Raw genomic sequence first — 23,181 nt, 5'->3', positions numbered from 1 at the left:
TTTGAGGTTTGATTCGGGCGGGCGCGGTACTGCTCGCCCCGCCCGAATCGTCAAGGATACCTATCCATGAAAATCGGAAAGTAAGCCGCATTTTTATCCGTTGACCTCCTGCGGGCACACGGATAGCATCCAAATCTATTCGCCCCTGAGGAGAGAATTAGCATGCGTAAGACATTGGTTTTCGCCGTCGCCTCGGCCGCCGCGGTGGGCTCACTTTTCGCTTTCTCCGCACCCGCGCAGGCCGCTTCCGGTTCGTGCCCCAAGGAATCCTCCACCGGAATAGGATTCTGCCTGTATTACAACTCGGGCCAGGCCGGCGCCTATTACAGGTGGAGCGGGAACACGGGCGGGGTCTCGAACCTCGCCGGTCTGGTGTACCCGAACAACGGCGCCGGTGCGGGACAGGCCGTCAAGAACAATTCCGCCTCCGCCTCGTACACCATGGGCGGCGGCTGCGTGTGCAGCGGTGAATACGTGCGTGTCTTCTACAACTCCGGCTACCTCGGCAACTACGACACCGTGACGTCGAACACCGACAAGGCGCTCGTCAAGACGTACAACCAGAATGCCTCGTGGTCGGCCTACAGCAACCTGTAGCAGCCGTCCTCGTCATGGGTGCCCGCCACGAGAAATGGGCGGGCACCCGCCCTTTTCCGTATCCGGCATTCCGACGCGCTCTCGACGGGCAGATTCAATCATGCGAGCCAGAATGAAGTCGCTCACCCTCGGCCTTCTTTTTCTCACCTTTTCGGGCGGCCTGATCTCGGCGTGCAGCACCACGTCTCCCCCGGAGGGCGAGGGCTCCGTTCCCCGGCCTTCGAAATCGGGAATTCCCGCCTCGGCCGCCCGGCCGGACAAGCTGACCGATCCCCTTCCCGGGCTCGAATTCCCCGTCGAGGCGTACCTGGAGTCGCCCGGGCAGTTGCGCGAGGTGGCTCTGGCCCAGCGCTCTCTGCTCGTCGGATGCCTGACCTCGGAACACGTCGCCTACCGCCCTCCGGAGCCCTCCGCTCGGCGGGCCCCCGCACTCACCGCCGGCCGCTACGGACCGGTGAACGAGGAACAGGCGAGCTACGGATACCACTTCATGATGGCCGTGACAGCCGCCCCGGCCCAGCAGAGCCAGCCGCGCGCCGATGAGCAGAAGGCCGTCGAGGAGTGCTCCGGCAAAGCGGCCGGGCGCTTCCCCTCCCTCGACGACGGCGGCGTGCCCGACCGCATCAAGGCGGCCAGCTACAAGGACTCCATGAACGAGCCCGGAGTACGCGCCGCTTTCACCCGCTGGTCGACGTGCATGGCGACTGCGGGTTTCGCGTACGCGACGCCGGAGGAAGCCATGCGCGATCCACGGTGGAATTGGCAGGAGGAGCAGGCGAGCGGTACGGAGATACGCGCCGCTCGGCAGGACGTCGCCTGCAAGGAGAAGACCGGACTGGTCACCAAATGGTTCGGCGCGGAGACCGAAATACAGAAGGAAGCCGTCAAGGCGGAAGGAGCGAAGCTCCGAGAGGTGCGCGCGAGGATATCCGAACGAGCGGAAACCGCCCGCGAAGTCCTCACGCCCTGACCGCGGAAACCGCCCGCACTCAGCCGACGACGTGAACGAGCGTCCCCTTTGTGGCAAAATCCCATAGCGCTGTTCCGTCCGCGACGCTCTCGCGAATCGCGCCGGTCTTCACCGTGCTGTCCGGTGCGGGAGAGGCCCCGTCAACGGCGTTGGAAAAGGCTGATTGCGTCCCAAAATAGACCGCGTGCTCAATTCGCACACCATCGCTTCCCGTGCCCTCCGCACGGCGGAAGGTCACCGGATGCTTCCCCTCCGCCGGGGGCACATTGCCCGGCCACACCGTGAAGGTACGGGCGGCGGACTCACTCTCGGAGATCAGCCAGACCCTTTTCTGGGAAAGCGAATACACGATCCGCCGCCCGGTTCCGGAGTCATCGGGAACCTTGTACGTCTTGGGCTTGGTGGCGGAGGGGTGGGGCTTCGCACTCGGCTTGGGCTCGGCACTTGCGGTATTCTTCGCAGGCATGTTCCGGGAAGCCTGCACCGACAAAAAGGAAATTGCGGCGAGGGCAGCGGCCAGCAAAACGACGATCCAGACACCGGAGGATATCCTGCGGGTCGACACCAGACTGCTCCCTCTATGTCATGCTCTGCCCTTTACGGGTCAGCGTTCACGATCATCAGCCTATCGGAGCCCCAGAACTTCGGTGCAGTCGCGTGACGCCCGGTTCGTGGTGGCCTGCCAGGTGAGCGGCATCGCTGATCCCGTCCGCCCCTGACCGGGGCCGGTCGCCGGTGCGCGGAGAACAACCTCAACCACTGCATCGGACAGTCCACCGCGAGTATTTCTCCGTCGCCCTTCAGGCGGCGTGCCTGCGGGCCGCACTGGCGGTGACCACCGTGCCATAACGTGGCAGTAGCGCCGATATGGAGCGGTCGGCGCAGGTGCCGTTGCGACACTCGAATCCGGAAGCAGCAGCCATTTTCCGCAGGTCGGGTGACCTATTGACACCTGAGCGCCGGGTGATTCCCAAGCTCGGAGCCCGAGTTCGATTCTCGTCACCCACTCCACGCGAAAGCCCCAGGCCGGCAGCCTGGGGCCTCCTTGTTGTCCAGATCAGTTCAAGAACCACGCACCTGCCCGGCCACCGCACATAGCGATCGCTTCGCGCTGTCGGCCGGCGCTCGGACGCCGCGCCCTTTCGGGGGCGTCACGCCCTGCTCCCCGGCGGCGGGTTCACGCGATCCGCGAAGATGCCTTCCAGCATGCCGGTGGCCTGCCCGACTTCGATCAGGTAGCCATCCGGATCCCTGAGATAACACCGGAGCTCGGCCTTGCGGTCGAGGGGTTCGGTGAGAAACCGCGCACCCTTGGCAACCGCCTGCTTGTAGAAGGCAGCGATGTCGCTCACCCGCACGTTGAGGAAGGAGGACACGGGGTCACCGGGTTCGGGAGCGGTGAGGACGACATCGGGTTTGTCGGGCGTGGGGCCGCCGCCCGGGTTCATGATGATCCAGCCATTGGCGATCTTCACGATGCAGGGGTTCTCCTCCAGCACCACCTGGCCACCAAACACGTCGGCATAGAAGCGACGCGAGATCGCGACGTCCCGCACGGTCAGAAAATGGGTCAGCGCCAGCCCCTGCACGGGTGTCGGCCAGTCGTCACGCGAAGCCATGAGGGTCGTCCTTCCACTTGTGTTCGTTGTCCACTCGCCTGCCGATTTCTCCACGGCCACCTGGACACGCCCCGGTTTTCGCGGGGGCACGGGCATCCTGACGGGCGGTGCCCACCGCATCCGCGAGCCTGCCTACCGGTCGGCCCATCGCTCCGGATCGGTCTCCAGCATCGTCCGGTCCCATTCGGCCCGGTCCGCGGCTGCTACGTAGGTGCTCTGCAGAAATCCGGTGAGTGTGCGGTCCGGATCGTCGGCGGTGCGTACGGCTTCGTACGGCAGCAGAAACTGACCGTTCTGCCGGCTGTAGAAGGCATCCGACGGGGTCACCGGACTGTCGGCGAAGCCGGCCGGTTCGGGGTAGGCGTACGAGTAGAAGGCCCCCTCCTCCCCGCCGCCGGGCCAGAACCCGCAACTGCTCAGCTCGTGCGAGTAGCCCTCCACCATGACCCAGTCACCGCAGTTCGGCGCGCCTCCGGGATGTCTGGGTGCGCGGCGCCCGGAGAACCGGGTGCACGCCAAGTCCATGGCCCCCCAGAAGAAGTGCACCGGGCTCACCTTGCCGACGAAGCGTCCGCGAAATGCGCCCAGAACACGTTCTGCCTGAAGGAGTTGCCGCCAGAACAAGTGCGCCGCACGCGGGTCGTAGGTGCGGTGCTGGTAGTCCGCAGAGAACGGAATCGCCAGGTCGACCTCGTTCGGATGATCCTGGATGGTTGTGGGTATCCCCAGTTCCTCCAGCGCTTGCCCGATGCGGACACGGAAGTCGGCCACCGCCATGGGCTCCAGACTGATACTGCGCGCTCCGCCGTCGCTGGTGCGCAGATGCAGCAGGTGGTCGACGAAGTCGAACTCGATGTCGAAGGCTCCAGCTCCATGGGGCACGGCGGAGGTGGTCAGCCCCCGCGGACTGACATAGAGGGTCACCTGCCACCAGTGGTTGAGCATGGGCGCGTGCGCCAACCGGACCTTGCCGACAATCTGCGTCCACATGTGGAGCGTCTGCCGGGTCTCGACCCAGTCATCGACACGCAACCGCGGCCACTGCGACCCGGTCCGGGAGGATTCCTTCATCACCATGCTGATGGTCCTCTGCTCGACAACGTCAGGCAGTCTCGCGCGTCGGCGCTCACCCCCGGTACGCCGTGGCCTCAGGCCGGAGGGCGCCCGCAGCAGTCCCCAGAGCCGCACCGCCTTGCCCTCGGTCGACGGGTGGCCCAGCAAGGACCGGCCAGGTCGGCCGTCGGACGAAGGGGGGTGAGCCGATCCCCGTCTCGACCACCTTGCGCGAGGTTCTGCTCCCCCGCAACCTCAACCCCCACTGAGACCCGCGATCGAGAACCAAGGAACCGAGGCGCCGCACACGGAAGCCCGCCTGCGCGACGGTGGCGATTGGCGGTCGGCGGACGACTCCCACGCTGCACCTTGCCGGGTGCCGCACGCTCCCGCGGCGAATGGCGCTGATCCGTGCCGCCGACGCCTCCGACGCGATGGCCATGGCCCTCATGCCGGGGAGCCTGTTCCGACCAGCCGACCGTCCCACGACCGACCCGCCGAGGTCCCAACTGTCAGTGCCGTCTGCTGTGATGACGAACGGAGAGAACGACGCACAATGCGGAGGCGGAACAGTGGGCACGTGGGGCGCGGGCAACTTCGACAGCGACACGGCGGCGGATCATCTCGCGACGCTGGTCGACCGGCTGGTGACCGAGGTGACGGAGGCGATGGCCGGCGATCCGGTGGAGCTCGAACCGGACGAGTACTGGGGTGTGACCGTCCCCTGCAACCTGGAGCTGCTGCTCGTCCTGGCCCGGCAGGGATGGGTGGGCGTGACCCTCCCGTCGCCCGAGACGATCCGGACCTGGCACAAGACGTTCCTGGCTGTGTGGGAGCGGACGATCGACGACTTGGAGCCGGAGCCCGCATACAAGGTCGAACGCAGGGCGGTACTCAACGAGACGTTCGAACACCTGGCCGAGGCGTCGGCGGCAGCGGAGTAGCGGCCGTTGCGGCGCCTAAGGGCTGCTTGGCGTTTGTCCTCGACGACTCGCGGCACCGTCACGCTGTCCAGCGCCGAGGTGGGCCGGTCCGATGCCGCCGCGGTTCGATCGCGCGGCTTCCGGTCGCCGACGTGCTCGGCATCGCTGGCAGGACGTGGTCATGCGGAGGAGTCGGGTGCCGGTGCGCCGTGGGGCCGAGGGATGAATGGCGACGTGCTCGGGCCGACGAGTGGTTCCTCGTGCAGCTGAGAATCGTGCGCCTGAGTGAACAGCGTCCGGACTCCGGTGGTGGTGAGAACGCGTTCGAGGAACGGGGGCGCGTTGTCCAGGTGGAGCCGTATGTCGCGTGCGGTTGTCTTGCGGCGGATCGCCAGGAAGGTGGAGATGCCCATGGAGTCGCAGAGCGTGAGCTCCGCGCAGTCGAGGTGCAGCTCCCGCAGATCTGCGTGTGAGGTGAGGCATTGGTCGGCACGCTGGGCCAGTTCGTCGCTGGTGTCGTAGTCGAGGGCACCGGCGATGTGCAGGTGTGCGGTGCCCGGCCCTGCTTCAACGGTGACGGTGAAGGAGGAGTGGGGCAGGGGGATCATGCGGTTGCTCCGAGGTGTGTTCCGGCTGGTACGGGTGCGCTGTCCAGGGCGAAGCGCGCCCGGTCGAGCAGCCGGGTGGATCGGGGAAATTCCTTGAGTTCGGTTGCCAGGATCTTCAGGGCCGGGCGCAGGGACTGGGCGGGGACGCGGCGGGCGGTGAGGATGCCGACGGTCCAGGTGATGAAGGTGGTGAACAGGTCGTCGTCGTCGGTGTACAGGGCCACGGTCAAGAACTCGACCATGTGGGCGATGTCCTCGGCGGTGCGTTCGCGCTGCTGAGCGGTGTAGGCGGCCATCGCGGGGAAGCGGACTTCCAGCTGGGTGAGGACCTGTCTGACGAGCCGGTCATGAGAACGGGCGACGAGCGTGTATTCCTGGTCCGCTAGATGGGGCAGGTCGTCGATCTGCTGACGCCTGGTGGCGGGAGTGGCTGCGATGCCGTCTGCCAGTTGCTGGGCTGCGACGCGCGCATCGGGAGCCCAGGCATCGGCGCCGAGGAGGCGGGCGTAGCGGCCATCAGGCCCGAAGGCGGCCCCGCCGACGAGGACGGGGACGCCGATGGCCTGGCACGCGGTGATCGCGGCGTGGGCGGTGGGCAGTCGGGTGGGGATCGAGGAGGAGAGCGCGACCGCGTCCGCACCGCTGTGGTGCAGGTGGGCGATGAGGTGCGGGGTGGGTACCTGAGCGCCGAGAAAGTCGACCTGCCAGCCTCGCAGGGTGAGGACTTCGGCGAGGAGACGGGCCGGCATGACGTGCCATTCCTGGTCCACGCACGCCACGGTGATACGCCCGAGGGAGGCTGTGGTGCGGGTGGCGGGGTGGTGGGCGAGGGCGGCTATGACGCGCTCGGTGATAGCAGTGGCGGCGTGCTCCTGCGCGACGCTCAGACGGTTGGCCTCCCACTCGGCACCGACCGTGGCCTGCACCGGAGCGATGAGATCCAGCAGAACCGTCTCCGCGGCCAGGCCGCCGTCCAGCGCAGCGAAGACGATGTCCGCGGCACTGAATTCGTCGCGTGCGGACACGGCCGTCCACAGCTGGTCCCGCAGAGCCGGGATGTCATCGGTGGCGCGGTTGCTCTGTGTCATGCGGTGTACCTGCCCCGGGTGCGGCCGTTCACCGCGCTCAGGTGGGTGGTGCGGGGGGCACTGATCGCGACGACGGCCATGTCGTCGTGGCTGCCGTCGCGCACCCACGACGAGGCGAGCATCTGGATGCGTTCGACGACGGCCTCCGCCGGCATGTCGGCGCAGTCCGACAGGGCTTGCTTCAGGCGCTCTTCACCGAACATCTGGTTGCCGAGTGGCCCGCCACGGGCCTCGGTGAAGCCATCGGTGTAGAGCAGGCAGGTCTCGCCCGGCTGCAGGACGGCCTCGACGGAATGCGCCTCGACTGTTTCGAGGGCTCCGATCAGCGTGCCGTGCGTGGGGACCTCTTCGACGCTGCCGTCCAGACGGACCACCAGGGGGACGGGGTGGCCCGCCGACGTGAGGCGTAGCCGTACCTGGTTCTCGGCACGGTGCACCGAGGCCATCACCAAGGTCGCGAACCGGGTGTGGTGGGAGTTCAGCAGGGCCCCGTTGAGGAGCTGCAGCATCCGTTCGTGGTCGTCGGCCATCGGAATCAGCGCCTGCAGCGTGTTGCGGATCTTGCCGGTCAGAACGGCCGCGTCCAAACCCTTGCCACACACGTCGCCCAGGATCACCAGCGACGCGTCGGACGAGGTGGCGGCGGGGTGGACGTCGTAGAAGTCACCGCCCACCCGCTCACCGGCCTCGGCGGGCCGATAGCCGCCGGCGAACTCCACCCCGTGCACCCGTTGCAGCTGGGGCGGCAGCAGGTCACGCATCAGCGTCTGAGTGATGGCGCTCTGCTCGCTGTACAGGCGGGCAGCCGACAGGGCGGCACCGGACCGGGCGGCGAACAGCCGCGCAAAGATCTCTTCGCTCTCGCTGAACTGCTCATGGTCAGTGCTGCGCAGCAGGACCAAGGCTCCGGCGGGCACACCGTGGCCGGGCAGGGGGGTGATGACGACGGAGCCGATCGTCCCGGTGAAGCCCTGCGGAAGAATCCACTCGGGCAGTGTCGCGGGGTCGATCCACCGTGAGGGCACCGGGGGAAATCCCTGCAGCGCCTCGCTCAGGCCCGGGAGCTGAGACGGGTCGGAGTCGACCAGCGTGCGGATGACGTCCTGACCGGCGATCGCATGGGCGACGGGCAGCCTGTTGCCACGCGCCGGGGTGATGACGACCGCCGCGTCCGCCAGGTGCTCAGCGGCCAGCTGAGCGGTGACGACCATGCACCGGTCGGTGTTCAACGAGGCCAGCAGAACGTTGGACGCCTCCGCGAGGAACCCGGTGCGCTCCCGCTCCGCCACGAGCGCCTCTTCGGCCAGACGCCGGTCGGTGTCATCGACCAGCCACCACACCACGGTCCCGTTCTGGCCCCGGGTGGGATGCGCCTCGAAGCTCTGTGTCCCGATGAACCCCGACACCGAGGGAAGACCCTCACCATCCAGGCCTTCCCGCGCCCTGAGTGGCCTTCCCGCCGCCTCCTGGTGGGCCTGCGCCAGCCAGTCCGGAACCGCGTCCGCCAGGCTCGTCCCGAGGACAACACCTTCCAGCAGGAGGGTGGCCGCGGCGTTCGCCTCCACCACGGTGCCGATCTCGTCGGCCATGAACACGGGGTAAGGCGCCAGGGCCCAGAAGTCGGACCTGGAGCGCTGCTCGGTTCTCGTAACGGAGATTCCCTCGGTAGAGGCCATGGAGGGGGCCCGCCTGAGGCGAACCGCACCACCCTTCCACTGGAAGAAGAATTACTTGCCGGACGGCAAGCATCTCTCAGGCGCGTCCCTCACGACAACCCGGACCCACACGCGAGCTTCCGCGGACGGCCTGACGGGTGCGATCCTCACGACTCGGGCCCAGGACCTTCACGCACCAACCACCGAAGTGGCTTGCGGGGACGACGGATTCAGCCGGTGGCGCGGCGACCGTGCCAGTCCAGACACATCACCAGGCAGTCGTCCGCCGCCGGGCTGGAGCCGCGATGCCCCAGCAGTTCGCGCAGCATCGCCCTGGGCACCTGTGACGCGGGCAGCAGACTCGTACCGGTGATCGACCGGGCCAGCGCGTGCACGCTGTACCTCTCACCGCCGGGCGACAGGGCATCGTAGACACCGTCGCTGATGAACAGCAGCCGATCGCCAGGTTCGACCTCGAAGTGCTGCGGTACGTAGGCAGTGTCCTCGAACATCCCGAGCGGCATCTGCGGTTCCAGGTCGATGGCCTCGACCGCGCCCCTGCGCAATCGCCACATACGGGGTGAACCGGCGTCGATGATCTCCACGTCCCCGGTCGGGAGGTGGAAGCGGAGCAGCAGCGTCGACAGGTACCGCTCCCCCCGGTGCTGCCCGTGGATGGCCTGATCCGCCAGGTAGGCCTGGCCACCGAGGTCCAGGCCGGCGCGGCGGGCGTTGCGCAGGGAATTGACCGCGAGGTTGGTCAGCAGCGCGGCGTCAATGCCTTCGCCCATGCCGTTGCTGACCGTCAGGTACAGGTCATCCGGATAGGACGACCAGTCGAAGCTGTCGCCGAAGATGGCGTACGCGGGTTCCAGCTGGGCGCCGATGCTGTACTCGGGCCGGGCGCACGAGCGACCGGGCAGCAGCTGCCACTGCATCTCGGCTGCCAGGGTCAGCCGCTCCGCCCTGCGGGCCTGCAAAAACACATCGGTGTCCCGCTCCGCTACGACCACCTCGTGTGCGAGCGCATCGGCGCACTCCTGCAGGTCCTCCAGAACCTGGGCCTCCGTTTCGCCTCCCTCCCCGACCGGCAGCGTGACGCTCAGGACACCCAGCCGGTCCCCGCGGACACTGACCGGCAGATGCACGGTCACCGTGGAAGCAGAGCTGTCGCGCACGCAGTGCGGTTCCTGGGCGCCGAACGCCCGCCCAGGTGCGCTCTCATACGCCGACACCGGTGAGCCTGTGTGCGGCAGCACGCCCACGGGCTGCAGCCTGGTCATGGCATAGTCGGCCATCAACAGCTCCACGGACCGTGCGTGGTGGCGGCGCTCGATCAGCGAGCGGAGCACATCGAAGATCTCGTGGGGCGCGGCCTCGCGCAGAGCACGCTCGACCGCACTGGGTCTGTCCACCGGTACCGGACCTGCTTTCCTTCACATATCTTCATCTAAGAGACTGACGACGTCGACCAGCCGGAACGGGCGCAAACGGCCCACTCGGGAGTGTCACATGAGCGAGGCCCCCACAGCCCTTCCCCAGCGGCCCTCCACTGCCGTGCCCGAGATCAGCCAGGTCCTGGAGCTCCTCGAAATCGCCTGGGAACGCGGCCGCGGCACGCTCAGCACCGCACCCCTCTCCGCCGCCCAGACGCGCGTGCTGTACATCATCGAACGCGAACCCGGCATCAATCTGGGCACCCTGGGCAGCCACCTCTCAGCAGCCGCTCCATCCGTCACCCGACTCTGCGACCGTCTCCAGGCAGCCGGGTTCCTGCGCAGAACCCCCCGGCCCCAGGACCGCCGCGAAATACAGCTGGAACTCACCGACGCCGGCGCCGCACACCTGCGCGACATCAGGAACCGCCGAGGACAAGCTCTGCACCAGGCCATGGACCGCATGACCCCGGACGCGCGAAACGCACTCGCCATCGGACTCAGTGCACTGTGCGACGCGGTCACGGAGCCCTCCCAGCCCCCCGGTCACCAGCAGACCGCCTGACGGGCCCATCGACTCCGGGCCATCCGGCCGAGGGCACGCGGGATGCCGAGTCACCCGTCTGATCACGGCCTGGCGACGACCCGGACCGTCGCGAGCAACAGCGCAAACATCAGCACAGGCACCAGCGCAGGGACCAGCACCAGCAGGCTGATGGGCAAGGGGATCCGCCCCTCTTCCCATCCACTTGCCCCGCCAGGTATCTTGCATCGCATGGAACCAGGTGATTCGGCCAAGCAGGCCCGGGCAGCCGCCCAACTGCGCAAGGGTGTCCTGGAGTACTGCGTACTCGCCCTGATGCGGGACCGGCCCCGCTACGGTGTGGAGCTCCTCCACGCCCTGGAGGACTCCGGCGCCCTGGCCACCAGCCAGGGCACGGTCTACCCGCTGCTCTCCCGGCTCCGCCGCGACGACCTGGTCACCACCACCTGGCAGGAATCCGCCTCCGGACCGCCCCGGCGCTACTACGCGCTCACCGACAGCGGCCGCGCCGCGCTCGACGAGTTCACCCGCGTCTGGCCCGGCTTCCGCGACGCCGTCGACGCGTTCCTGACCGCCCCGAACTCCCCCACCGGAGACCTGGGATGAAGGCATCTGCCGACCCGGTACGCGACACCACTCCGCCGGCTCTGCGGCCCGGCTCTGCGGCGACCGTGCGTCGCGGGGTGCGGTCGGGGGCCTGCGGGTAGGGAGGGGATCAGCGGGAACCCGCACGCGTACGCCGGATCGAGTTCCGCTCGGCGAAGGCGCTACGCGTCGGCGAACGGATCACCCCGCACGCCGGCCAGCCGGATGAGACCCGGGCTGTCTCCATCGGTGGTGGCGACGTAGATGGTGTACCCCCATCCGCGTTCGGCCGCGTAGACCGAAACCCAGGCCAGGAGTTCGTCGACGTCGACCTCGTCCAGCACCTCGTACTCGTGTGCGGTGACGGCCGCCCTGTCCCAGAGGTACACGCGGTAGCGGGCATGTTCCTGCTCCCAGGCAGTGGCCCGGGGATCAATGGCGCGGATGTCCATGGGAGAGCCTCAGCGGAGAGGGGGCTCCTTGAGCCCAACGGGCTTGCTGTGGCCGTCGTCGGTACTGCCGGAACGGCACGGCACAGCTCTCCGGCCTTCGATGAAACCGGTGTACTCGCCCCGTGCGGGGCCGCGTCTTGGTGTCGGTGCGGAAGAGGCCTCAGTCAGCGGACGGGGAAACCGTAGGAGTACCCCTGCTGCTTCAGCCAGGGCAGGATCTCGCGCAGAGCGGCCAGGGTCTGGGAGCGATCCCCTCCGGCGTCGTGGAAGAGGACGGTCGGCCCGTTGGAGATCTCGCTCTTGACGGTGGCGACCATGGTGTCCGCACCGGGACGCTCGAAGTCCTTGGTGTCGACGTTCCAGCCCAGCGGCCGCATTCCCCGGGACGCGGCGAGGTGCCGGCTGTACGGGGTGAAAGCGCCACCCGGGGCCCGGTAGTACTGCGGCCGGACGCCTCCGGACGCCTTGGTGATCATGCGCTCGGCATCCAGGATCTGCTGGGACTGGTAGGCCTCGGACTTGGTGTCCATGGCGGTGTCGTGCGAGACGGTGTGGTTGCACAGCCGGTGCCCGGCGGCCACGACCGCCTTGACCAGGTCCGGGTGCGCCTGGGCCTGCGTGCCCACCATGCAGAACGTGGCCTTCACACCGTTGTCCTTGAGCAGTTGCAGCACCTGCGGCGTCCAGACCGGGTCCGGTCCGTCGTCGATGGTGATGTTGACGCCCCGGGCGCCCCGGTCCGAGGCGTGCGCGATGTCTTCCGCCACCTTGGCCCGGTCATGGGACCCGGCGTCCGGCGCCGAGACACGCGCTTCCGGCTGCCGTCCCCCGACGGTGTCGGCCTGTGCGGTCCACACCGACGTGGCAGCGGCCACCGCCGTCACCCCGAGCGCCGCCGCGAGAAGCCGGCTGTGCCATCCCCTTCCCTTGTGCTTTGCCATGTTCGCCCGCCCCTTTGCTGTCTCCGCCGATGCCGTGCACCCATCTAGACACACGAATGCCCCTGCAAGATCCCTCGGTTACCGATCGCGGACAAAGCTGCAGGCGGCCGGCGACAAACGCGGGAGTTCCGCGACAGGCGCGGGGGCGCGACGGACGAAGGCCGCCCCGAGCGCACAGGCGAAGCCGGCCGCGAGGTAGGCGAGGTGGTAGCCGACGAGCTGGTCCTCGCTGGTCGCTGCGACCAGGACCATGACCGCCACCCCGACGCTGGCGCCGATCTGCTGTGCCACGACGTTCACCGCGCCGGCGACCGCGTGCCGTTCCGGCGGAACGCCGGTGAGCGCGGCGGAGGTCATCGAGGGGAAGTTCAGCCCCTGGCCGATACCGCTGATGACCAGGCCGGGCAGCACGTGCAGCGCATAGCTGCCGTGATGCGGTGTGCTCATCCACAGCGCTGTTCCTCCGCCGATCAGGACGAGCCCGACGGCCATCAGCGCGCGCGGCGTGTGCCTGGCCAGCAGGCGGCCGGTGGCGTAGTTGGCGGTGAGGAACACGGCCAACGACATCGGGACCAGCGCAAGACCGGACTCGAGCGGAGAGTAGTTCAGCATCCCCTGGAGATACAGGGGTGCGAAGAACAGCATCCCGACCGAGCCCATGTACTGGAGGAACGCCGCCAGGCTCGCGGCCCGTACCGACGGGACCCGGAAGAGGCCGAGCGGAAGCAACGGGTCGGCGGTGCGGTGTTCGCGCACGACGAAGAGCGCCAGAAGGGCCACTGCGGCGCAGAGTGCGCTCCATGCCACCGCGCCGTTACTGCTCGCGCCGACGACCAGCAGGGTGAGGCCCAGCGTGCCCGATATCGCACCGGGCAGATCCAGCCGGCCGCCGCGTCCGACACCGTGGGGCAGACCGGCACGCGTCACGGCCAGCACGGCCAGCCCCACCACCACCGAGAACCACAGCACCGAACGCCAGCCCAGGAACTGGGTGAGTACACCGCCCAGCAGCACCCCGCCGCTGAAGCTCGCGGCGCCGACCGCGGCGTACACGCTGAAGGCGCGGTTACGCGCCGGACCGGCCGGAAACACCTCGGTCAGCAACGCCAGTGCGGCCGGACCCGTCTGTTCGTGCCCCCGGGCTCGACCGCGCAGAGCCTGTGGCGCGAGCATCTGGCCCCGCTCGGTGTGCGGTTGCTGCTGCGGGTGGTGTCCGACCTCGCCGAGGGGCGGCGGATCGAGGTTCCCCAGGACGAGAAGGTGGACCTGGGAGCCCGCGATAGGCGCGCCGCCGCTGTTCAAACCGGAACTCATCGCGCTGCCGGGAACGACGTCCGTCGATGGCAGCAGGTGGGCGCTTCACTCGCGGTGACGGTCGGCCGGGTCAACTGGACCGGAACCGCCGCGGGTTGGCCGGTCGGACGGGTGGCGTACGGTCTCCACGCCGAGTTCGGCGAGCAGTCCGCGGATGCGCCGCTCGATCTCGTCCCGGACCGGGCGGATCGTCTCGACGCCCTGTCCGGCCGGGTCGTCGAGTTTCCAGTCGCGGTAGGTCTTGCCGGGGAAGACGGGGCAGGTGTCGCCGCAGCCCATGGTGATCACCACGTCGGACGCCCGCACGGCGTCGGCGGTCAGGACCTTCGGCGTCTCGGCGGACATGTCGATGCCGAGCTCCGCCATCGCGGCGACCGCGGCCGGGTTCACGGCGGCGGCCGGATCGGACCCGGCGGAGCGGACCTCGACCCGGCCCGGCGCGAGGTGGGTGAGGAAGGCGGCCGCCATCTGTGAGCGGCCGGCGTTGTGGACGCAGACGAACAGCACCGACGGCTTGGACTCAGACACGGGCGGAACCTTCCGGGGCGACGGCCGGTCCGGCCGTCGGTGCGGACTGCGGGAAGAAGCGACGGGCGGCCAGGGCGACGTAGACCAGGCCGATGAGGACGGGCACCTCGATGAGCGGGCCGACGACCCCGGCGAGGGCCTGACCGGAGGTGGCACCGAAGGTGGCGATGGCGACCGCGATGGCCAGTTCGAAGTTGTTGCCGGCGGCGGTGAACGCCAGGGTCGTCGCCTTCGGGTAGTCGAGTCCCACGGCACGGCCGACGCCCATGGACCCGGCCCACATGACGGCGAAGTACACCAGCAGCGGCAGCGCGATCCGCAGGACGTCGAGCGGCTCGGAGGTGATGGCGTCGCCCTGGAGCGCGAAGAGCACGACGATCGTGAACAGCAGCCCGTACAGGGCGAACGGACCGATGCGCGGGATCAGCTTCGTCTCGTACCAGCTGCGGCCCTTGGCCTTCTCGCCGATCCGGCGGGTGAGGAATCCGGCCAGCAGCGGGATGCCGAGGAAGATCAGCACCGAGCGGGCGATCTCCCATACGGAGATGTCCAGGGCGGTCTGTTCCAGGCCGAGCCAGCCGGGGAGCAGGTCGAGGTAGAACCAGCCGAGCAGGCCGAAGGCGATCACCTGGAAGACGGAGTTCAGGGCGACGAGGACGGCGGCGGCCTCGCGGTCGCCGCAGGCGAGGTCGTTCCAGATGATGACCATCGCGATGCAGCGGGCCAGGCCCACGATGATCAGGCCGGTGCGGTACTCCGGCAGGTCGGGCAGGAAGATCCAGGCGAGCGCGAACATCAGGGCCGGGCCGACGATCCAGTTCAGGACCAGGGACGGGACCAGCAGGCGTGGATTGCGGGTGACGGTGTCGAGGCGGTCGTAGCGGACCTTCGCCAGGACCGGGTACATCATCACGAGCAGGCCGAGCGCGATCGGCAGCGAGACCCCGGTGACCGTCACCTTCGCCAGCGCGTCCCCCAGGCCAGGGACGAGGCGGCCCAGACCGAGTCCGGCGGCCATCGCGAGGAGAATCCACCCGGCGAGGAAGCGGTCCAGGAACGACAGCCGCCCGGCGACCGGCCCCGCGGGCGCCGCGGTGCCGGCGCTCACGAGCCGGCCCCGGCGGGGCGGGTGAGGATCGCGGCCAGCCGGTCGGTCATCTCGGGCAGCAGCCGGTAGTACACCCACGTCCCGCGCCGCTCGGAGTCGATGAGCCCGGCCTGCTTCAGCAGCTTGAGGTGGTGGGAGATCGTCGGCTGGGACAGCTCGAAGGCGGGAGTGAGGTCACAGACGCAGACCTCCCCGCCCGCGCGGGAGGCGATCATCGACAGCAGCCGCAGCCGGACCGGGTCGCCCAGCGCCTTGAACACCGTCGCCAGCGTCCCGGCCTGCTCCTCGTCCAGCGGGGCGGTCAGCAGGGCGGGGCAGCATGCGGGGCCGTCCTGGCCGAGCACCACGAGCTCTTGTTTCGACATACTTCTATGTTGACGTTTTTCGATGCAAGGCGCAAGGTTGAATCGACAGGCATCGATACAACCTGATGCACCTGATCGAGGAGACTCATATGTCCCGTGCCCAGCTCGCGCTCAACGTCGCCGACCTCGAAGCCTCGGTGGCCTTCTACTCCAAGCTGTTCGGCGTCGAACCCGCCAAGCGGCGCCCCGGCTACGCGAACTTCGCGATCACCACCCCGCCGCTCAAGCTCGTCCTCATCGAGGGCGAGCCCGGCCAGGAAACCCGCCTGGACCACCTCGGCGTCGAGGTCGACACCACCGAGGAGGTCAGCGCCGCCACCACCCGCCTCAAGGACGCCGGGCTCGCCACCTTCGAGGAGAACGACACCTCCTGCTGCTACGCCCTCCAGGACAAGGTGTGGGTCCACGGCCCCGGCAAGGAGCCGTGGGAGGTCTACGTCGTCAAGGCCGACGCCGGACTGATGGGCACGAGCCCCGCCCTGGACGGCGACACCTGCTGCTCCGGACAGAGCGGGAGCGCCGGTCCCGAGGCGTCCGCGCCCGCCGCTGCGGGCTGCGCCTGCGGCAGCTGACCGGCGCCGCACGCCACGGCCCGAACGCCGCCGCCGTGACCGTCTCGGCAGGGGCATGGCCGACGAGCCCACCGGCCGGGCGACGGGAGGACCGCTCCATGGCCCGGGCCGGCAGTGTGCGGGCCCGGCGCACCGGAAGTTCGGGCATCTGCCGTTCGACAGCGGATCGAGACGGGCGGCCACATCATGGGCTGCCAGCCGTAACCACCCACCGGACGGGCTGCTTTGAGGCTCGCACGTACCGGGTACCGAAGTCGTATGCGGACGTGGGTACATGGCTTGGGGGCCGGGCGATGGGTGGAGGCTCTCCTCCCGGGGGTGGTGCGGCGCGTGCTGAACGGGGCGGAGCCGCAGCCGCGAGGTGTTCCGCGTCGGGTGCTGACGGTGGTGTCCGCCGATCTCGACACCACCACCGGTGCCGGTGCCGTCTGGGTCGTGTGGCGTCCGAGGTCCGCAGCGGCGCGTGAGCACACCGCGCTCCTGGAGCGGCACGAGGGACAGTGGCGGAGCCTGGGTGTCGCCAGCGCCCCGGCGGAGGAACCCGACGACGTCGACGTGATCGAGGTCCGGGGCGGCGGGGGCACCCTCTGCCCCACCCACCGCCATGACCCGCCGCACTCCCTCGCCGGGGCTCCGTGGATCAGCTGCGCCACAATCCACCTCGGGCGGGAGGTCGGCCGCCTCCTCGTGGGCAACCGCCGCATCGACGCTCCCGAGCAGCACAGACTCGTCGTCGCCTGGATGACCACTCAGGCCGCCCGCGGCACCCGCCCCCTCATCGTGGCTCTCGGGCGGGACGGCACCGAACTCTCCCGCCTCGGCCCCCACGACAGCCTGGACACGCACACCTGGGCACGGCTGCGGGAGGATCTGTAGGCCGCCGCTCCCGGGCACGGCCGCCGCCCGGCAGAACACCGGGGGCCGCCTCTCGTCTGGATCACGCCGGGCTCGCGGGGTCCGGTGCGGCACCCTGATCCAGCCCGGTCCGAACGAAAGACCCTAGCCCCGTTCCGGCGAAGCCCCGGTGAGCAGTCGGACCGCGACGGCCGCCAGCCAGCAGAGTCCCGAGCCGGCTCCGAGGGTGAACACCAGGACCGAGGCCGCGGAGGCCATGAATCCGGTGAGGACGACGACCGGTGCGATCCGGGAGGCCAGGGCCCAGCCGCGGTGACCCCGGGCCGCCAGTGGACGGGCCAGGACGAGGAACGCGGCGGACAGCGCGAGGTAGCCGATCCCCCCGCCGGCCATGTGGCCCGCGCCGTGCGCGCTCATCGTGCCCACATCGGGGGAACCGACGGGGAAGCCGCCTCCGGCATCGGCCTGGAAGACCGCGGCGACCAGGAACGAGGCGCCGAACACGGCGATCAGGACCGGCCCCCAGGTCCCGCCCGGTTCCCGTCTCAGCACGCGGCGCAGACCGATCGACCCGATGAGCAACAGGGCGCTGGTGACCACGAAGTTCACGGTCTGGATCCAGCCCAGGTCGCCGAGGGCGAGCTGGCTGATCGCGTTGCGGGTGAAGTCGAAGCCCTCCCGTGCGAAGCCCTGGACGATACCCGCCCCGAGGAACAGCGGGCCCGCGACCACCGCGCCGGCCAACAGCCGTCGGGAGGCCGACGGGGAAGCGGTTATCGAACTGGCGGCGGACTGACGGGTGTTGAGTGTCTGAGTCATGGCGGGCCTTCCTCGTCCGAGCGTTGTCGCATGTATGACCGACGACGCACGGTGGAGTAATCGACGCAGACTCTGTGATCTGAGTCACAGTCGGTTCGAGGGTCGGGCGGGGAGCACCGCAGGCTGCTGGCGGGCACGCCCTGCGGCGGCGAACCCCTGCTCGCTCCACAGGGCGGGGCGGCACCGGACACGGGCAGGTACGTCCCCCGCGCGCAGGTCCTGACCCTCCCGCCGGCCCGGCAGGAGGGGTATCGCGCCGGGCCGGCCGGCGCGATACCCCTCGGATCGCTCGGCCCCGTCGCCCCGTGGGCGTTCCGGGGCGGGCGTCACTTCTGCCAGCCGACCGTCTCCGGGAGCGGGGTGTTGAAGATGGTCGCGCCGACGTTGGCCAGGCCCTTCTTCACGCCGTAGGTCGAGGGACCGCTGAACAGCGGCAGGAAGGCGTACTGCCGCAGCGCCTTCCGCTCCACCTTGTTGACCGCCGCGGACTGCTGGTCGAGATCGGCGATCTCCGTGGTGGCGCGGATCTCCTTGTCCAGCGCCGGCGTACCCGCACCGGTGATGTTGGAGTCGCGGTCCGAGCAGTAGAAGTCGCACAGGTAGCGGGCGCCGAACGGGTCCATGGAGCGGTTGCCCGAGAGGAAGAGGTCGAAGCGCCGGTCGCTGAGGACCTTGGAGAAGTCCGCGTCGTCGCCCTTCTTGATGACGAGGTGGACGCCGACCGGCTTCAGCATCGCGGCGAGGGCGCCCGCGGTGGCCTTGCCCAGCGGGTCGTCGCCGAGGAGCGTGTACCCGACGTCGAGCTTCTTGCCGTTCTTGACCCGGACGCCGTCCGCGCCGGGCTTCCAGCCCGCCGCGTCGAGCGCCTTCCCCGCCTCGTCCGGCGCGTGCTTCAGTACGGCCGAGACATTGTCCTGGTAGCCCTTCTGGAAGCTGTACAGCACCGCCGAACCGGGCAGCGGCTCCCGGTAGTCGAGCCCCTGGAACTGGATCTTCGCGATCTGTGCCCGGTCGATGCTCTGCGCGATGGCCTTGCGGACAGCCGTCTCCGAAAGGACCGCGGACTTCGTGTTGAAGTAGAGCGCGTACTCGAAGGGGCTGCCGCCGCTGCGGATCTCGGTGCCCTTGAGCCCCTTGATCTGCTTGAGGCTCTCCGCGTCGACGGCGGAGGTGTAGTCGAGCTGGCCGTTCTTGAAGGCGTTGACGCCCGCGGTCGACTCCAGGTTGACGAAGACGCGCTTGTCGAGCCTGCCCTTCTTGCCCCACCACTTCGGGTTGCGGGCGAAGGTGATGTTGCCCGAGTGGGTGTCCCACTTGGCGACGGTGTACGGGCCCGCGCCCCACTCCGGGTGGGCCTTCTTGACGTACGCCTTGTTGAAGTTGTCGACCGTGGCGGCCTTCGGGTGCAGGAAGGTGGTGAAGAGGGTCGACCAGGAGGCGTTGACGCCCTTGAAGCTGATGACGGCCTGCTTGGCGTTCTCGCCCCGCTCGACCGAGGTGATCTGGTCGTAGCCGTCGGTGGAGGAGGCGGCGAAGTCCTTGTCAGAACCGTTGTTGGCCTTCCAGGTGGCCTTGATCGCCGTCCAGTCGATCGGGGTGCCGTCGTTGAAGGCGGCCTTCGGGTTGATCGTCAGGGTGACCTTCTGGTCGCCGCCCTCGACCGCGATCTTCACCTCGCTGTAGTAGTCCGGGTTGTACTGCACCTCACCGGTGGGCGAGTACGTGATCGCGGCTGCGTTGTACCAGCCCCAGACCCGCGACGCGGTCAGCGTCGCGTTGACGTTGAACGGGTTGCCCTGGTCGTCGAAGGTGCCGACCGTCGTGTAGGTGCCGCCGTCCTTGATGTTCTCGTACGGCTGCGGGTTGTAGTCGACGGCGGCCGACGCGGCCTTGGGGGCGTCCTTCCCGTCCGGACCGTCCGCGTCCGTCCCGGAGGAGGACTGGCACGCGGTCGCTGCAACAGAGACGGCGGCGACGAGGGCCAGGGGCAGAGCCAGTCTTGCGCGCATGGCGAAAGGTTCCTTCTGATTCGGTGGAGCCGGACAGGGAAGCCCGGTGGGGGGCTGGACGAGCGGCAGCGGGTACGGACGGCGGGGCTGCGCACAGGAGTTGGACTCAGGCCGCGTGACAGGCGTACTGGTGGCCGGGCTGCCCTGCCACCTCGGTCGGCGCGGGACGTTCCGTACGACAGCGCCGCCGTACGTCCTCGCCGGCGAGGCGGTAGAGCGGACAGCGGTCCACGAAGACGCAGCCCGTCGGCACCCGGACGGCGCTCGGCTGCTCGCCCTCCAGCACTACGCGTTCACGGGTGCGCTCCCGCTGCGGGTCCGGCACCGGGATCGCCGACAGCAGCGCCCGGGTGTACGGGTGCCTCGGGTCGGAGAAGATCGTCTCGGTGTCCCCGGTCTCGACGATGTGCCCCAGGTACATCACCGCGACCCGGTCGGAGATGTACCGGACGACCGCTAGGTCGTGGGCCACCACCAGGTAGGCCAGGGCCAGTTCGCGCTTGAGCCGGGCCAGCAGGTTGATCACCCCCGCCTGCACCGACACGTCCAGGGCCGAGAGCGGCTCGTCCAGGACGAGCAGTCTCGGTTCCGTCGCCAGGGCACGGGCGATGCCGACCCGCTGGCGCTGACCGCCGGAGAGCGCGGCCGGGAACCGGTCGCTCACCGCGGCGTCCAGACCGACCAGCGTGAGCAGCTCACCGATGCGGGAGCGGATCGACTCGCGGTCCCGCCCGATGGCCTGGAGGGGTTCGGCGAGCAGCTGGTGGACGGGCAGCCGCGGGTCCAGGGCGTCCAGGGGGTCCTGCATGACGATCTGTACGTCCCGGCGCAACTCCCGTACCCGTGCGGTGGAGCCCGCCGCACCGACGTCGGTGCCGGCGATCTCGATCCGGCCGCCCTCGGGCCGCCTGAGCCGGAGGATCTCCATCAGGGTCGTGGTCTTGCCGCTGCCCGACTCGCCCACCAGGCCCAGGGTCTCCCCGGCCCGCAGCTCGAAGCTCACCCCGCTGACGGCGTGCAGCGTGCCGACCCGGCGTTTGAGGACGGCCCCCTTGGTGACCGGGAAGGTCTTGACGAGGTCCTCGACCCGGAGCACCACCTCACCGGGCTCGGTGCGGGGCGCCGCCCCGTCCACCGGGGCGACGGCTCCGGCCCGGTCCACGTCCCCCGCCGGGTCCAGCGATCCGTCGACGGTCTCGTCGGCGCGCAGACAGGCCACGTCCCCGTGCCCGGCGATCTCGCGCAGCTCGGGTTCGTCGGTGCGGCACGCGTCCAGCACCAGGGCGCAGCGGTCCGCGAAGGGGCAGCCGGTCGGAAGGCCCACCAGGGCGGGCGGTTCCCCGCCGATCGGGACCAAGGGCCGGTGGACCCCGCTGTCCACGGTGGGCACGGCGGCGAGCAGCCTCGCGGTGTACGGCATCGTCGGCCGCCGGAACAGCTCGTCCACACCGGCCCGCTCCACGAACCGGCCCGCGTACATGACGGCGATGTCGTCCGCGTAGCCGGCGACGACCCCGAGGTCGTGCGTGATGAGGACGAGGCCCGCTCCGGTCTCCTCCTGCGCCAGTCGCAGGACGTCGAGGATCTGGGCCTGCACGGTGACGTCGAGGGCGGTGGTGGGTTCGTCGGCGACGAGCACGGAGGGCTTGTTGGCGATCGCCATGGCGATGACGACGCGCTGGCGCATACCGCCGGAGAACTCGTGCGGGAAGGAGCGGGCCCGGTTGCGGGGATCGGGGATGCCGACGAGGTCGAGCAGTTCGACGGCCTGCTCCCAGGCCGCCCGCTTCGTCAGGTCCTGATGGATGCGCAGGGTGTCGGAGAGCAGTCTGCCCACGGAGAAGATCGGGGTGAGCGCGGACAGCGGGTCCTGGAAGACCATGCCGATGGCCTTGCCCCGTACTTCGGAGAGCGCCTTGTCCCCGAGGCCGATCAGCTCTCGGCCGCCGAGCAGCACCTGCCCCCGCAGGTCGGCGGAGGGCGGCAGCAGCCCCATGATGCCCATGGCGGTGGCCGACTTGCCCGAGCCGGACTCGCCGACGATGCCGAGGGTCCGGCCCGGCAGCAGGTCGAAGCCGACGCCGCGCACCGCCTCGACGGTTCCGGCCTCCGAGGGGAAGGAGATCCGCAGGTCCCGCACCGAGAGCACCGGTGTGACGGCGCCGTCGGGCAGCCCGGTTCTGGACAGCGTTGTGGTGCGTGTCATCGTCGGCCTCCTGCCGCGCCGGTCACGGACATCGGGTCCAGGGCGTCGCGCAGTCCGTCGCCGACGAAGGTCATCGACACGGTGAGCAGGACGACCAGGCCCGCGGGGAAGGCGAAGAGCCAGGGGGCGCTCGTGACGGTGCTCGCCCCGTCCGCGAGCATCGTGCCGAGCGAGACGTCCGGGGTCTGGACGCCGAACCCGAGGAAGGACAGGGCGGTTTCGCTGAGGACGGTCGCGACGACTCCGAGCGTCAGGTTGACGATCAGGAGCGAGCCGAGATTGGGGATGATGTGGCGCAGGATGATGCGCAGTGGGCCGACCCCCATGAATTCGGCCGCCGTCACGTAGTCCCGTTCGCGCAGTGAGGTCGAGACGGACCAGATCACCCGCGCGGTCGACATCCAGCCGAACACCGTCAGGACGACGATGAGGACCCGCCAGTCCCCGGCGAGCCGGTTGGAGACCAGGGCGAGGATGAGGAAGGAGGGGACGATCAGCAGGAAGTGGATGACCGCGAGCGTCGCCTTCTCGGCCCGGCCGCCGAAGTACGCGGCGCTGGAGCCGATGAGCGCCGCGACGACGACGGTCAGGACGGAGACGCTCACCGCGATCGCCAGGGACCGCTGGAGCCCGTGCACGGCGGAGGCGTAGATGTCGTTGCCGCCCTGGTTGGTGCCGAACCAGTGGGCGGCGCTCGGCGGCTGGGTGAGTGCGGCGAAGTCCGTGTCGGAGTACGTGTACGAGGTGAACAGCCCGCCGAACGCGCTGAACAGCACCAGCAGTACGAAGATCACCACGCCGACGACGGCGAGCCGGTTGCGCAGGAAGCGCCGCAGGTAGAGCCGGCCGAGGCCGAGATTCCGCCCGTTCCCGGGGGCGGGGAACGCCTCCTTTGCCGTCGGCGGCGGGGCGCCGGTGGTCACGTCCGCGGCCA

At 69.3% G+C, this 23,181-nt stretch carries 24 protein-coding genes; 7 read left to right on the top strand and 17 right to left on the bottom strand.

The genetic code is table 11. The annotated features are described in order from the left end of the window. Positions 1 to 162: 162 nt before the first annotated feature. Both OG322_RS19280 and OG322_RS19275 read left to right on the top strand, forming a co-directional pair. Positions 163 to 597, top strand: coding sequence for a hypothetical protein (locus OG322_RS19280; RefSeq protein ID WP_124284461.1), 435 nt, complete (start codon positions 163 to 165; stop codon positions 595 to 597). A gap of 100 nt (positions 598 to 697) precedes the next feature. Then, positions 698 to 1,567, top strand: coding sequence for a hypothetical protein (locus tag OG322_RS19275; protein ID WP_124284462.1), 870 nt, complete (start codon positions 698 to 700; stop codon positions 1,565 to 1,567). Positions 1,568 to 1,586: 19 nt separating this feature from the next. On the opposite strand, the gene OG322_RS19270 is transcribed toward OG322_RS19275, so the two are convergent. From OG322_RS19270 to OG322_RS19260, 3 genes are all read right to left on the bottom strand, one after another. After that, positions 1,587 to 2,132 (bottom strand): hypothetical protein, encoded by a 546-nt coding sequence (locus OG322_RS19270; RefSeq protein ID WP_185095323.1) that lies wholly within the window; start codon positions 2,130 to 2,132, stop codon positions 1,587 to 1,589. A gap of 586 nt (positions 2,133 to 2,718) precedes the next feature. Then, a complete protein-coding gene (locus OG322_RS19265) occupies positions 2,719 to 3,186 on the bottom strand; it encodes a VOC family protein (RefSeq protein ID WP_124284463.1) in 468 nt (155 codons plus the stop codon). A 132-nt stretch (positions 3,187 to 3,318) separates the two neighbouring features. Beyond that, entirely contained in the window at positions 3,319 to 4,263 is a 945-nt protein-coding gene (locus OG322_RS19260) for a DUF5996 family protein (RefSeq protein ID WP_241200055.1), read from the bottom strand. A gap of 548 nt (positions 4,264 to 4,811) precedes the next feature. Between OG322_RS19260 and OG322_RS19255 the strand changes: the two genes are divergently transcribed. Continuing rightward, a complete protein-coding gene (locus tag OG322_RS19255; protein ID WP_123460258.1) occupies positions 4,812 to 5,183 on the top strand; it encodes a DUF4259 domain-containing protein in 372 nt (123 codons plus the stop codon). A 158-nt stretch (positions 5,184 to 5,341) separates the two neighbouring features. On the opposite strand, the gene OG322_RS19250 is transcribed toward OG322_RS19255, so the two are convergent. The 4 genes from OG322_RS19250 to OG322_RS19235 form a co-directional block, all read right to left on the bottom strand. After that, entirely contained in the window at positions 5,342 to 5,770 is a 429-nt protein-coding gene (locus tag OG322_RS19250; protein WP_266411588.1) for an STAS domain-containing protein, read from the bottom strand. Then, entirely contained in the window at positions 5,767 to 6,858 is a 1,092-nt protein-coding gene (locus OG322_RS19245) for a cobalamin B12-binding domain-containing protein (RefSeq protein ID WP_123460259.1), read from the bottom strand. Before OG322_RS19245 ends, OG322_RS19250 begins: the two co-directional genes overlap by 4 nt. Beyond that, positions 6,855 to 8,534, bottom strand: coding sequence for a GAF domain-containing SpoIIE family protein phosphatase (locus OG322_RS19240; protein ID WP_123460260.1), 1,680 nt, complete (start codon positions 8,532 to 8,534; stop codon positions 6,855 to 6,857). The genes OG322_RS19245 and OG322_RS19240 overlap by 4 nt, the downstream gene beginning before the upstream one ends. Positions 8,535 to 8,743: 209 nt before the next feature. Further along, a complete protein-coding gene (locus OG322_RS19235; protein WP_329306724.1) occupies positions 8,744 to 9,928 on the bottom strand; it encodes a PP2C family protein-serine/threonine phosphatase in 1,185 nt (394 codons plus the stop codon). A 97-nt stretch (positions 9,929 to 10,025) separates the two neighbouring features. On the opposite strand from OG322_RS19235, the gene OG322_RS19230 reads away from it, so the two are divergent. Both OG322_RS19230 and OG322_RS19225 read left to right on the top strand, forming a co-directional pair. Next, a complete protein-coding gene (locus tag OG322_RS19230; RefSeq protein WP_124284464.1) occupies positions 10,026 to 10,514 on the top strand; it encodes a MarR family transcriptional regulator in 489 nt (162 codons plus the stop codon). Between the two features lie 210 nt (positions 10,515 to 10,724). After that, entirely contained in the window at positions 10,725 to 11,099 is a 375-nt protein-coding gene (locus tag OG322_RS19225; RefSeq protein ID WP_123460263.1) for a PadR family transcriptional regulator, read from the top strand. 161 nt (positions 11,100 to 11,260) lie between these two features. Here OG322_RS19225 and OG322_RS19220 read toward each other — a convergent pair whose 3' ends face one another. The 6 genes from OG322_RS19220 to OG322_RS19195 all read right to left on the bottom strand — a co-directional run bounded on the left by OG322_RS19220 (position 11,261) and on the right by OG322_RS19195 (position 15,786). Further along, on the bottom strand, positions 11,261 to 11,530 hold the full coding sequence (locus tag OG322_RS19220; protein WP_123460264.1) for a hypothetical protein: 270 nt from the start codon (positions 11,528 to 11,530) through the stop codon (positions 11,261 to 11,263). A gap of 164 nt (positions 11,531 to 11,694) precedes the next feature. Continuing rightward, positions 11,695 to 12,471, bottom strand: coding sequence for a polysaccharide deacetylase family protein (locus tag OG322_RS19215; protein WP_123460265.1), 777 nt, complete (start codon positions 12,469 to 12,471; stop codon positions 11,695 to 11,697). 78 nt (positions 12,472 to 12,549) lie between these two features. Then, positions 12,550 to 13,773 carry an MFS transporter gene (locus OG322_RS19210; RefSeq protein WP_329306723.1) on the bottom strand — a complete coding sequence of 408 codons (1,224 nt, stop codon included), beginning with the start codon at positions 13,771 to 13,773 and terminating at the stop codon, positions 12,550 to 12,552. Positions 13,774 to 13,830: 57 nt separating this feature from the next. Next, on the bottom strand, positions 13,831 to 14,313 hold the full coding sequence (locus OG322_RS19205) for an arsenate reductase ArsC (protein WP_123460273.1): 483 nt from the start codon (positions 14,311 to 14,313) through the stop codon (positions 13,831 to 13,833). Continuing rightward, a complete protein-coding gene (gene arsB, locus OG322_RS19200) occupies positions 14,306 to 15,421 on the bottom strand; it encodes an ACR3 family arsenite efflux transporter (RefSeq protein WP_329306722.1) in 1,116 nt (371 codons plus the stop codon). Before arsB ends, OG322_RS19205 begins: the two co-directional genes overlap by 8 nt. Next, positions 15,418 to 15,786 (bottom strand): ArsR/SmtB family transcription factor, encoded by a 369-nt coding sequence (locus tag OG322_RS19195; RefSeq protein ID WP_123460275.1) that lies wholly within the window; start codon positions 15,784 to 15,786, stop codon positions 15,418 to 15,420. The genes arsB and OG322_RS19195 overlap by 4 nt, the downstream gene beginning before the upstream one ends. Before the next feature lie 89 nt (positions 15,787 to 15,875). Between OG322_RS19195 and OG322_RS19190 the strand changes: the two genes are divergently transcribed. Both OG322_RS19190 and OG322_RS19185 read left to right on the top strand, forming a co-directional pair. Further along, positions 15,876 to 16,358, top strand: a complete 483-nt coding sequence (locus tag OG322_RS19190; RefSeq protein WP_123460276.1) for an ArsI/CadI family heavy metal resistance metalloenzyme — start codon at positions 15,876 to 15,878, stop codon at positions 16,356 to 16,358. Positions 16,359 to 16,688: 330 nt separating this feature from the next. Beyond that, positions 16,689 to 17,234 (top strand): hypothetical protein, encoded by a 546-nt coding sequence (locus OG322_RS19185; protein WP_123462147.1) that lies wholly within the window; start codon positions 16,689 to 16,691, stop codon positions 17,232 to 17,234. 123 nt (positions 17,235 to 17,357) lie between these two features. On the opposite strand, the gene OG322_RS19180 is transcribed toward OG322_RS19185, so the two are convergent. The 4 genes from OG322_RS19180 to OG322_RS19165 all read right to left on the bottom strand — a co-directional run bounded on the left by OG322_RS19180 (position 17,358) and on the right by OG322_RS19165 (position 23,170). Then, the gene (locus tag OG322_RS19180) at positions 17,358 to 18,032 is read right to left on the bottom strand and encodes a DUF998 domain-containing protein (RefSeq protein ID WP_123460277.1); all 675 of its coding nucleotides are present in this window, start codon (positions 18,030 to 18,032) and stop codon (positions 17,358 to 17,360) included. A 326-nt stretch (positions 18,033 to 18,358) separates the two neighbouring features. Continuing rightward, positions 18,359 to 20,041: an ABC transporter family substrate-binding protein gene (locus OG322_RS19175; RefSeq protein ID WP_185095326.1), complete on the bottom strand. Its 1,683-nt coding sequence runs from the start codon at positions 20,039 to 20,041 to the stop codon at positions 18,359 to 18,361. Positions 20,042 to 20,147: 106 nt separating this feature from the next. Beyond that, complete coding sequence (locus OG322_RS19170) at positions 20,148 to 22,247, bottom strand: dipeptide ABC transporter ATP-binding protein (protein ID WP_124284469.1); 2,100 nt, start codon at positions 22,245 to 22,247, stop codon at positions 20,148 to 20,150. Then, the gene (locus tag OG322_RS19165; protein WP_398911713.1) at positions 22,244 to 23,170 is read right to left on the bottom strand and encodes an ABC transporter permease; all 927 of its coding nucleotides are present in this window, start codon (positions 23,168 to 23,170) and stop codon (positions 22,244 to 22,246) included. The genes OG322_RS19170 and OG322_RS19165 overlap by 4 nt, the downstream gene beginning before the upstream one ends. Positions 23,171 to 23,181: the final 11 nt, after the last annotated feature.

The sequence above is a fragment of the Streptomyces sp. NBC_01260 genome, assembly GCF_036226405.1.
GTDB classification, from domain to species: Bacteria; Actinomycetota; Actinomycetes; order Streptomycetales; family Streptomycetaceae; genus Streptomyces; species Streptomyces laculatispora.
Note: the sequence above shows the minus strand (reverse complement) of the source record. Positions and strands in the feature narration are given on the sequence as shown.

Excerpts from the sequence above, each read along its gene's own strand:
- OG322_RS19280 (WP_124284461.1), top strand. The coding sequence starts at position 163 with ATGCGTAAGACATTGGTTTTCGCCGTCGCCTCGGCCGCCGCGGTGGGC.
- OG322_RS19275 (WP_124284462.1), top strand. The coding sequence starts at position 698 with ATGCGAGCCAGAATGAAGTCGCTCACCCTCGGCCTTCTTTTTCTCACC.
- OG322_RS19265 (WP_124284463.1), bottom strand. The coding sequence starts at position 3,186 with ATGGCTTCGCGTGACGACTGGCCGACACCCGTGCAGGGGCTGGCGCTG.
- OG322_RS19260 (WP_241200055.1), bottom strand. The coding sequence starts at position 4,263 with ATGGTGATGAAGGAATCCTCCCGGACCGGGTCGCAGTGGCCGCGGTTG.
- OG322_RS19250 (WP_266411588.1), bottom strand. The coding sequence starts at position 5,770 with ATGATCCCCCTGCCCCACTCCTCCTTCACCGTCACCGTTGAAGCAGGG.
- OG322_RS19245 (WP_123460259.1), bottom strand. The coding sequence starts at position 6,858 with ATGACACAGAGCAACCGCGCCACCGATGACATCCCGGCTCTGCGGGAC.
- OG322_RS19240 (WP_123460260.1), bottom strand. The coding sequence starts at position 8,534 with ATGGCCTCTACCGAGGGAATCTCCGTTACGAGAACCGAGCAGCGCTCC.
- OG322_RS19230 (WP_124284464.1), top strand. The coding sequence starts at position 10,026 with ATGAGCGAGGCCCCCACAGCCCTTCCCCAGCGGCCCTCCACTGCCGTG.
- OG322_RS19225 (WP_123460263.1), top strand. The coding sequence starts at position 10,725 with ATGGAACCAGGTGATTCGGCCAAGCAGGCCCGGGCAGCCGCCCAACTG.
- OG322_RS19220 (WP_123460264.1), bottom strand. The coding sequence starts at position 11,530 with ATGGACATCCGCGCCATTGATCCCCGGGCCACTGCCTGGGAGCAGGAA.
- OG322_RS19215 (WP_123460265.1), bottom strand. The coding sequence starts at position 12,471 with ATGGCAAAGCACAAGGGAAGGGGATGGCACAGCCGGCTTCTCGCGGCG.
- OG322_RS19195 (WP_123460275.1), bottom strand. The coding sequence starts at position 15,786 with ATGTCGAAACAAGAGCTCGTGGTGCTCGGCCAGGACGGCCCCGCATGC.
- OG322_RS19190 (WP_123460276.1), top strand. The coding sequence starts at position 15,876 with ATGTCCCGTGCCCAGCTCGCGCTCAACGTCGCCGACCTCGAAGCCTCG.
- OG322_RS19180 (WP_123460277.1), bottom strand. The coding sequence starts at position 18,032 with ATGACTCAGACACTCAACACCCGTCAGTCCGCCGCCAGTTCGATAACC.
- OG322_RS19175 (WP_185095326.1), bottom strand. The coding sequence starts at position 20,041 with ATGCGCGCAAGACTGGCTCTGCCCCTGGCCCTCGTCGCCGCCGTCTCT.
- OG322_RS19170 (WP_124284469.1), bottom strand. The coding sequence starts at position 22,247 with ATGACACGCACCACAACGCTGTCCAGAACCGGGCTGCCCGACGGCGCC.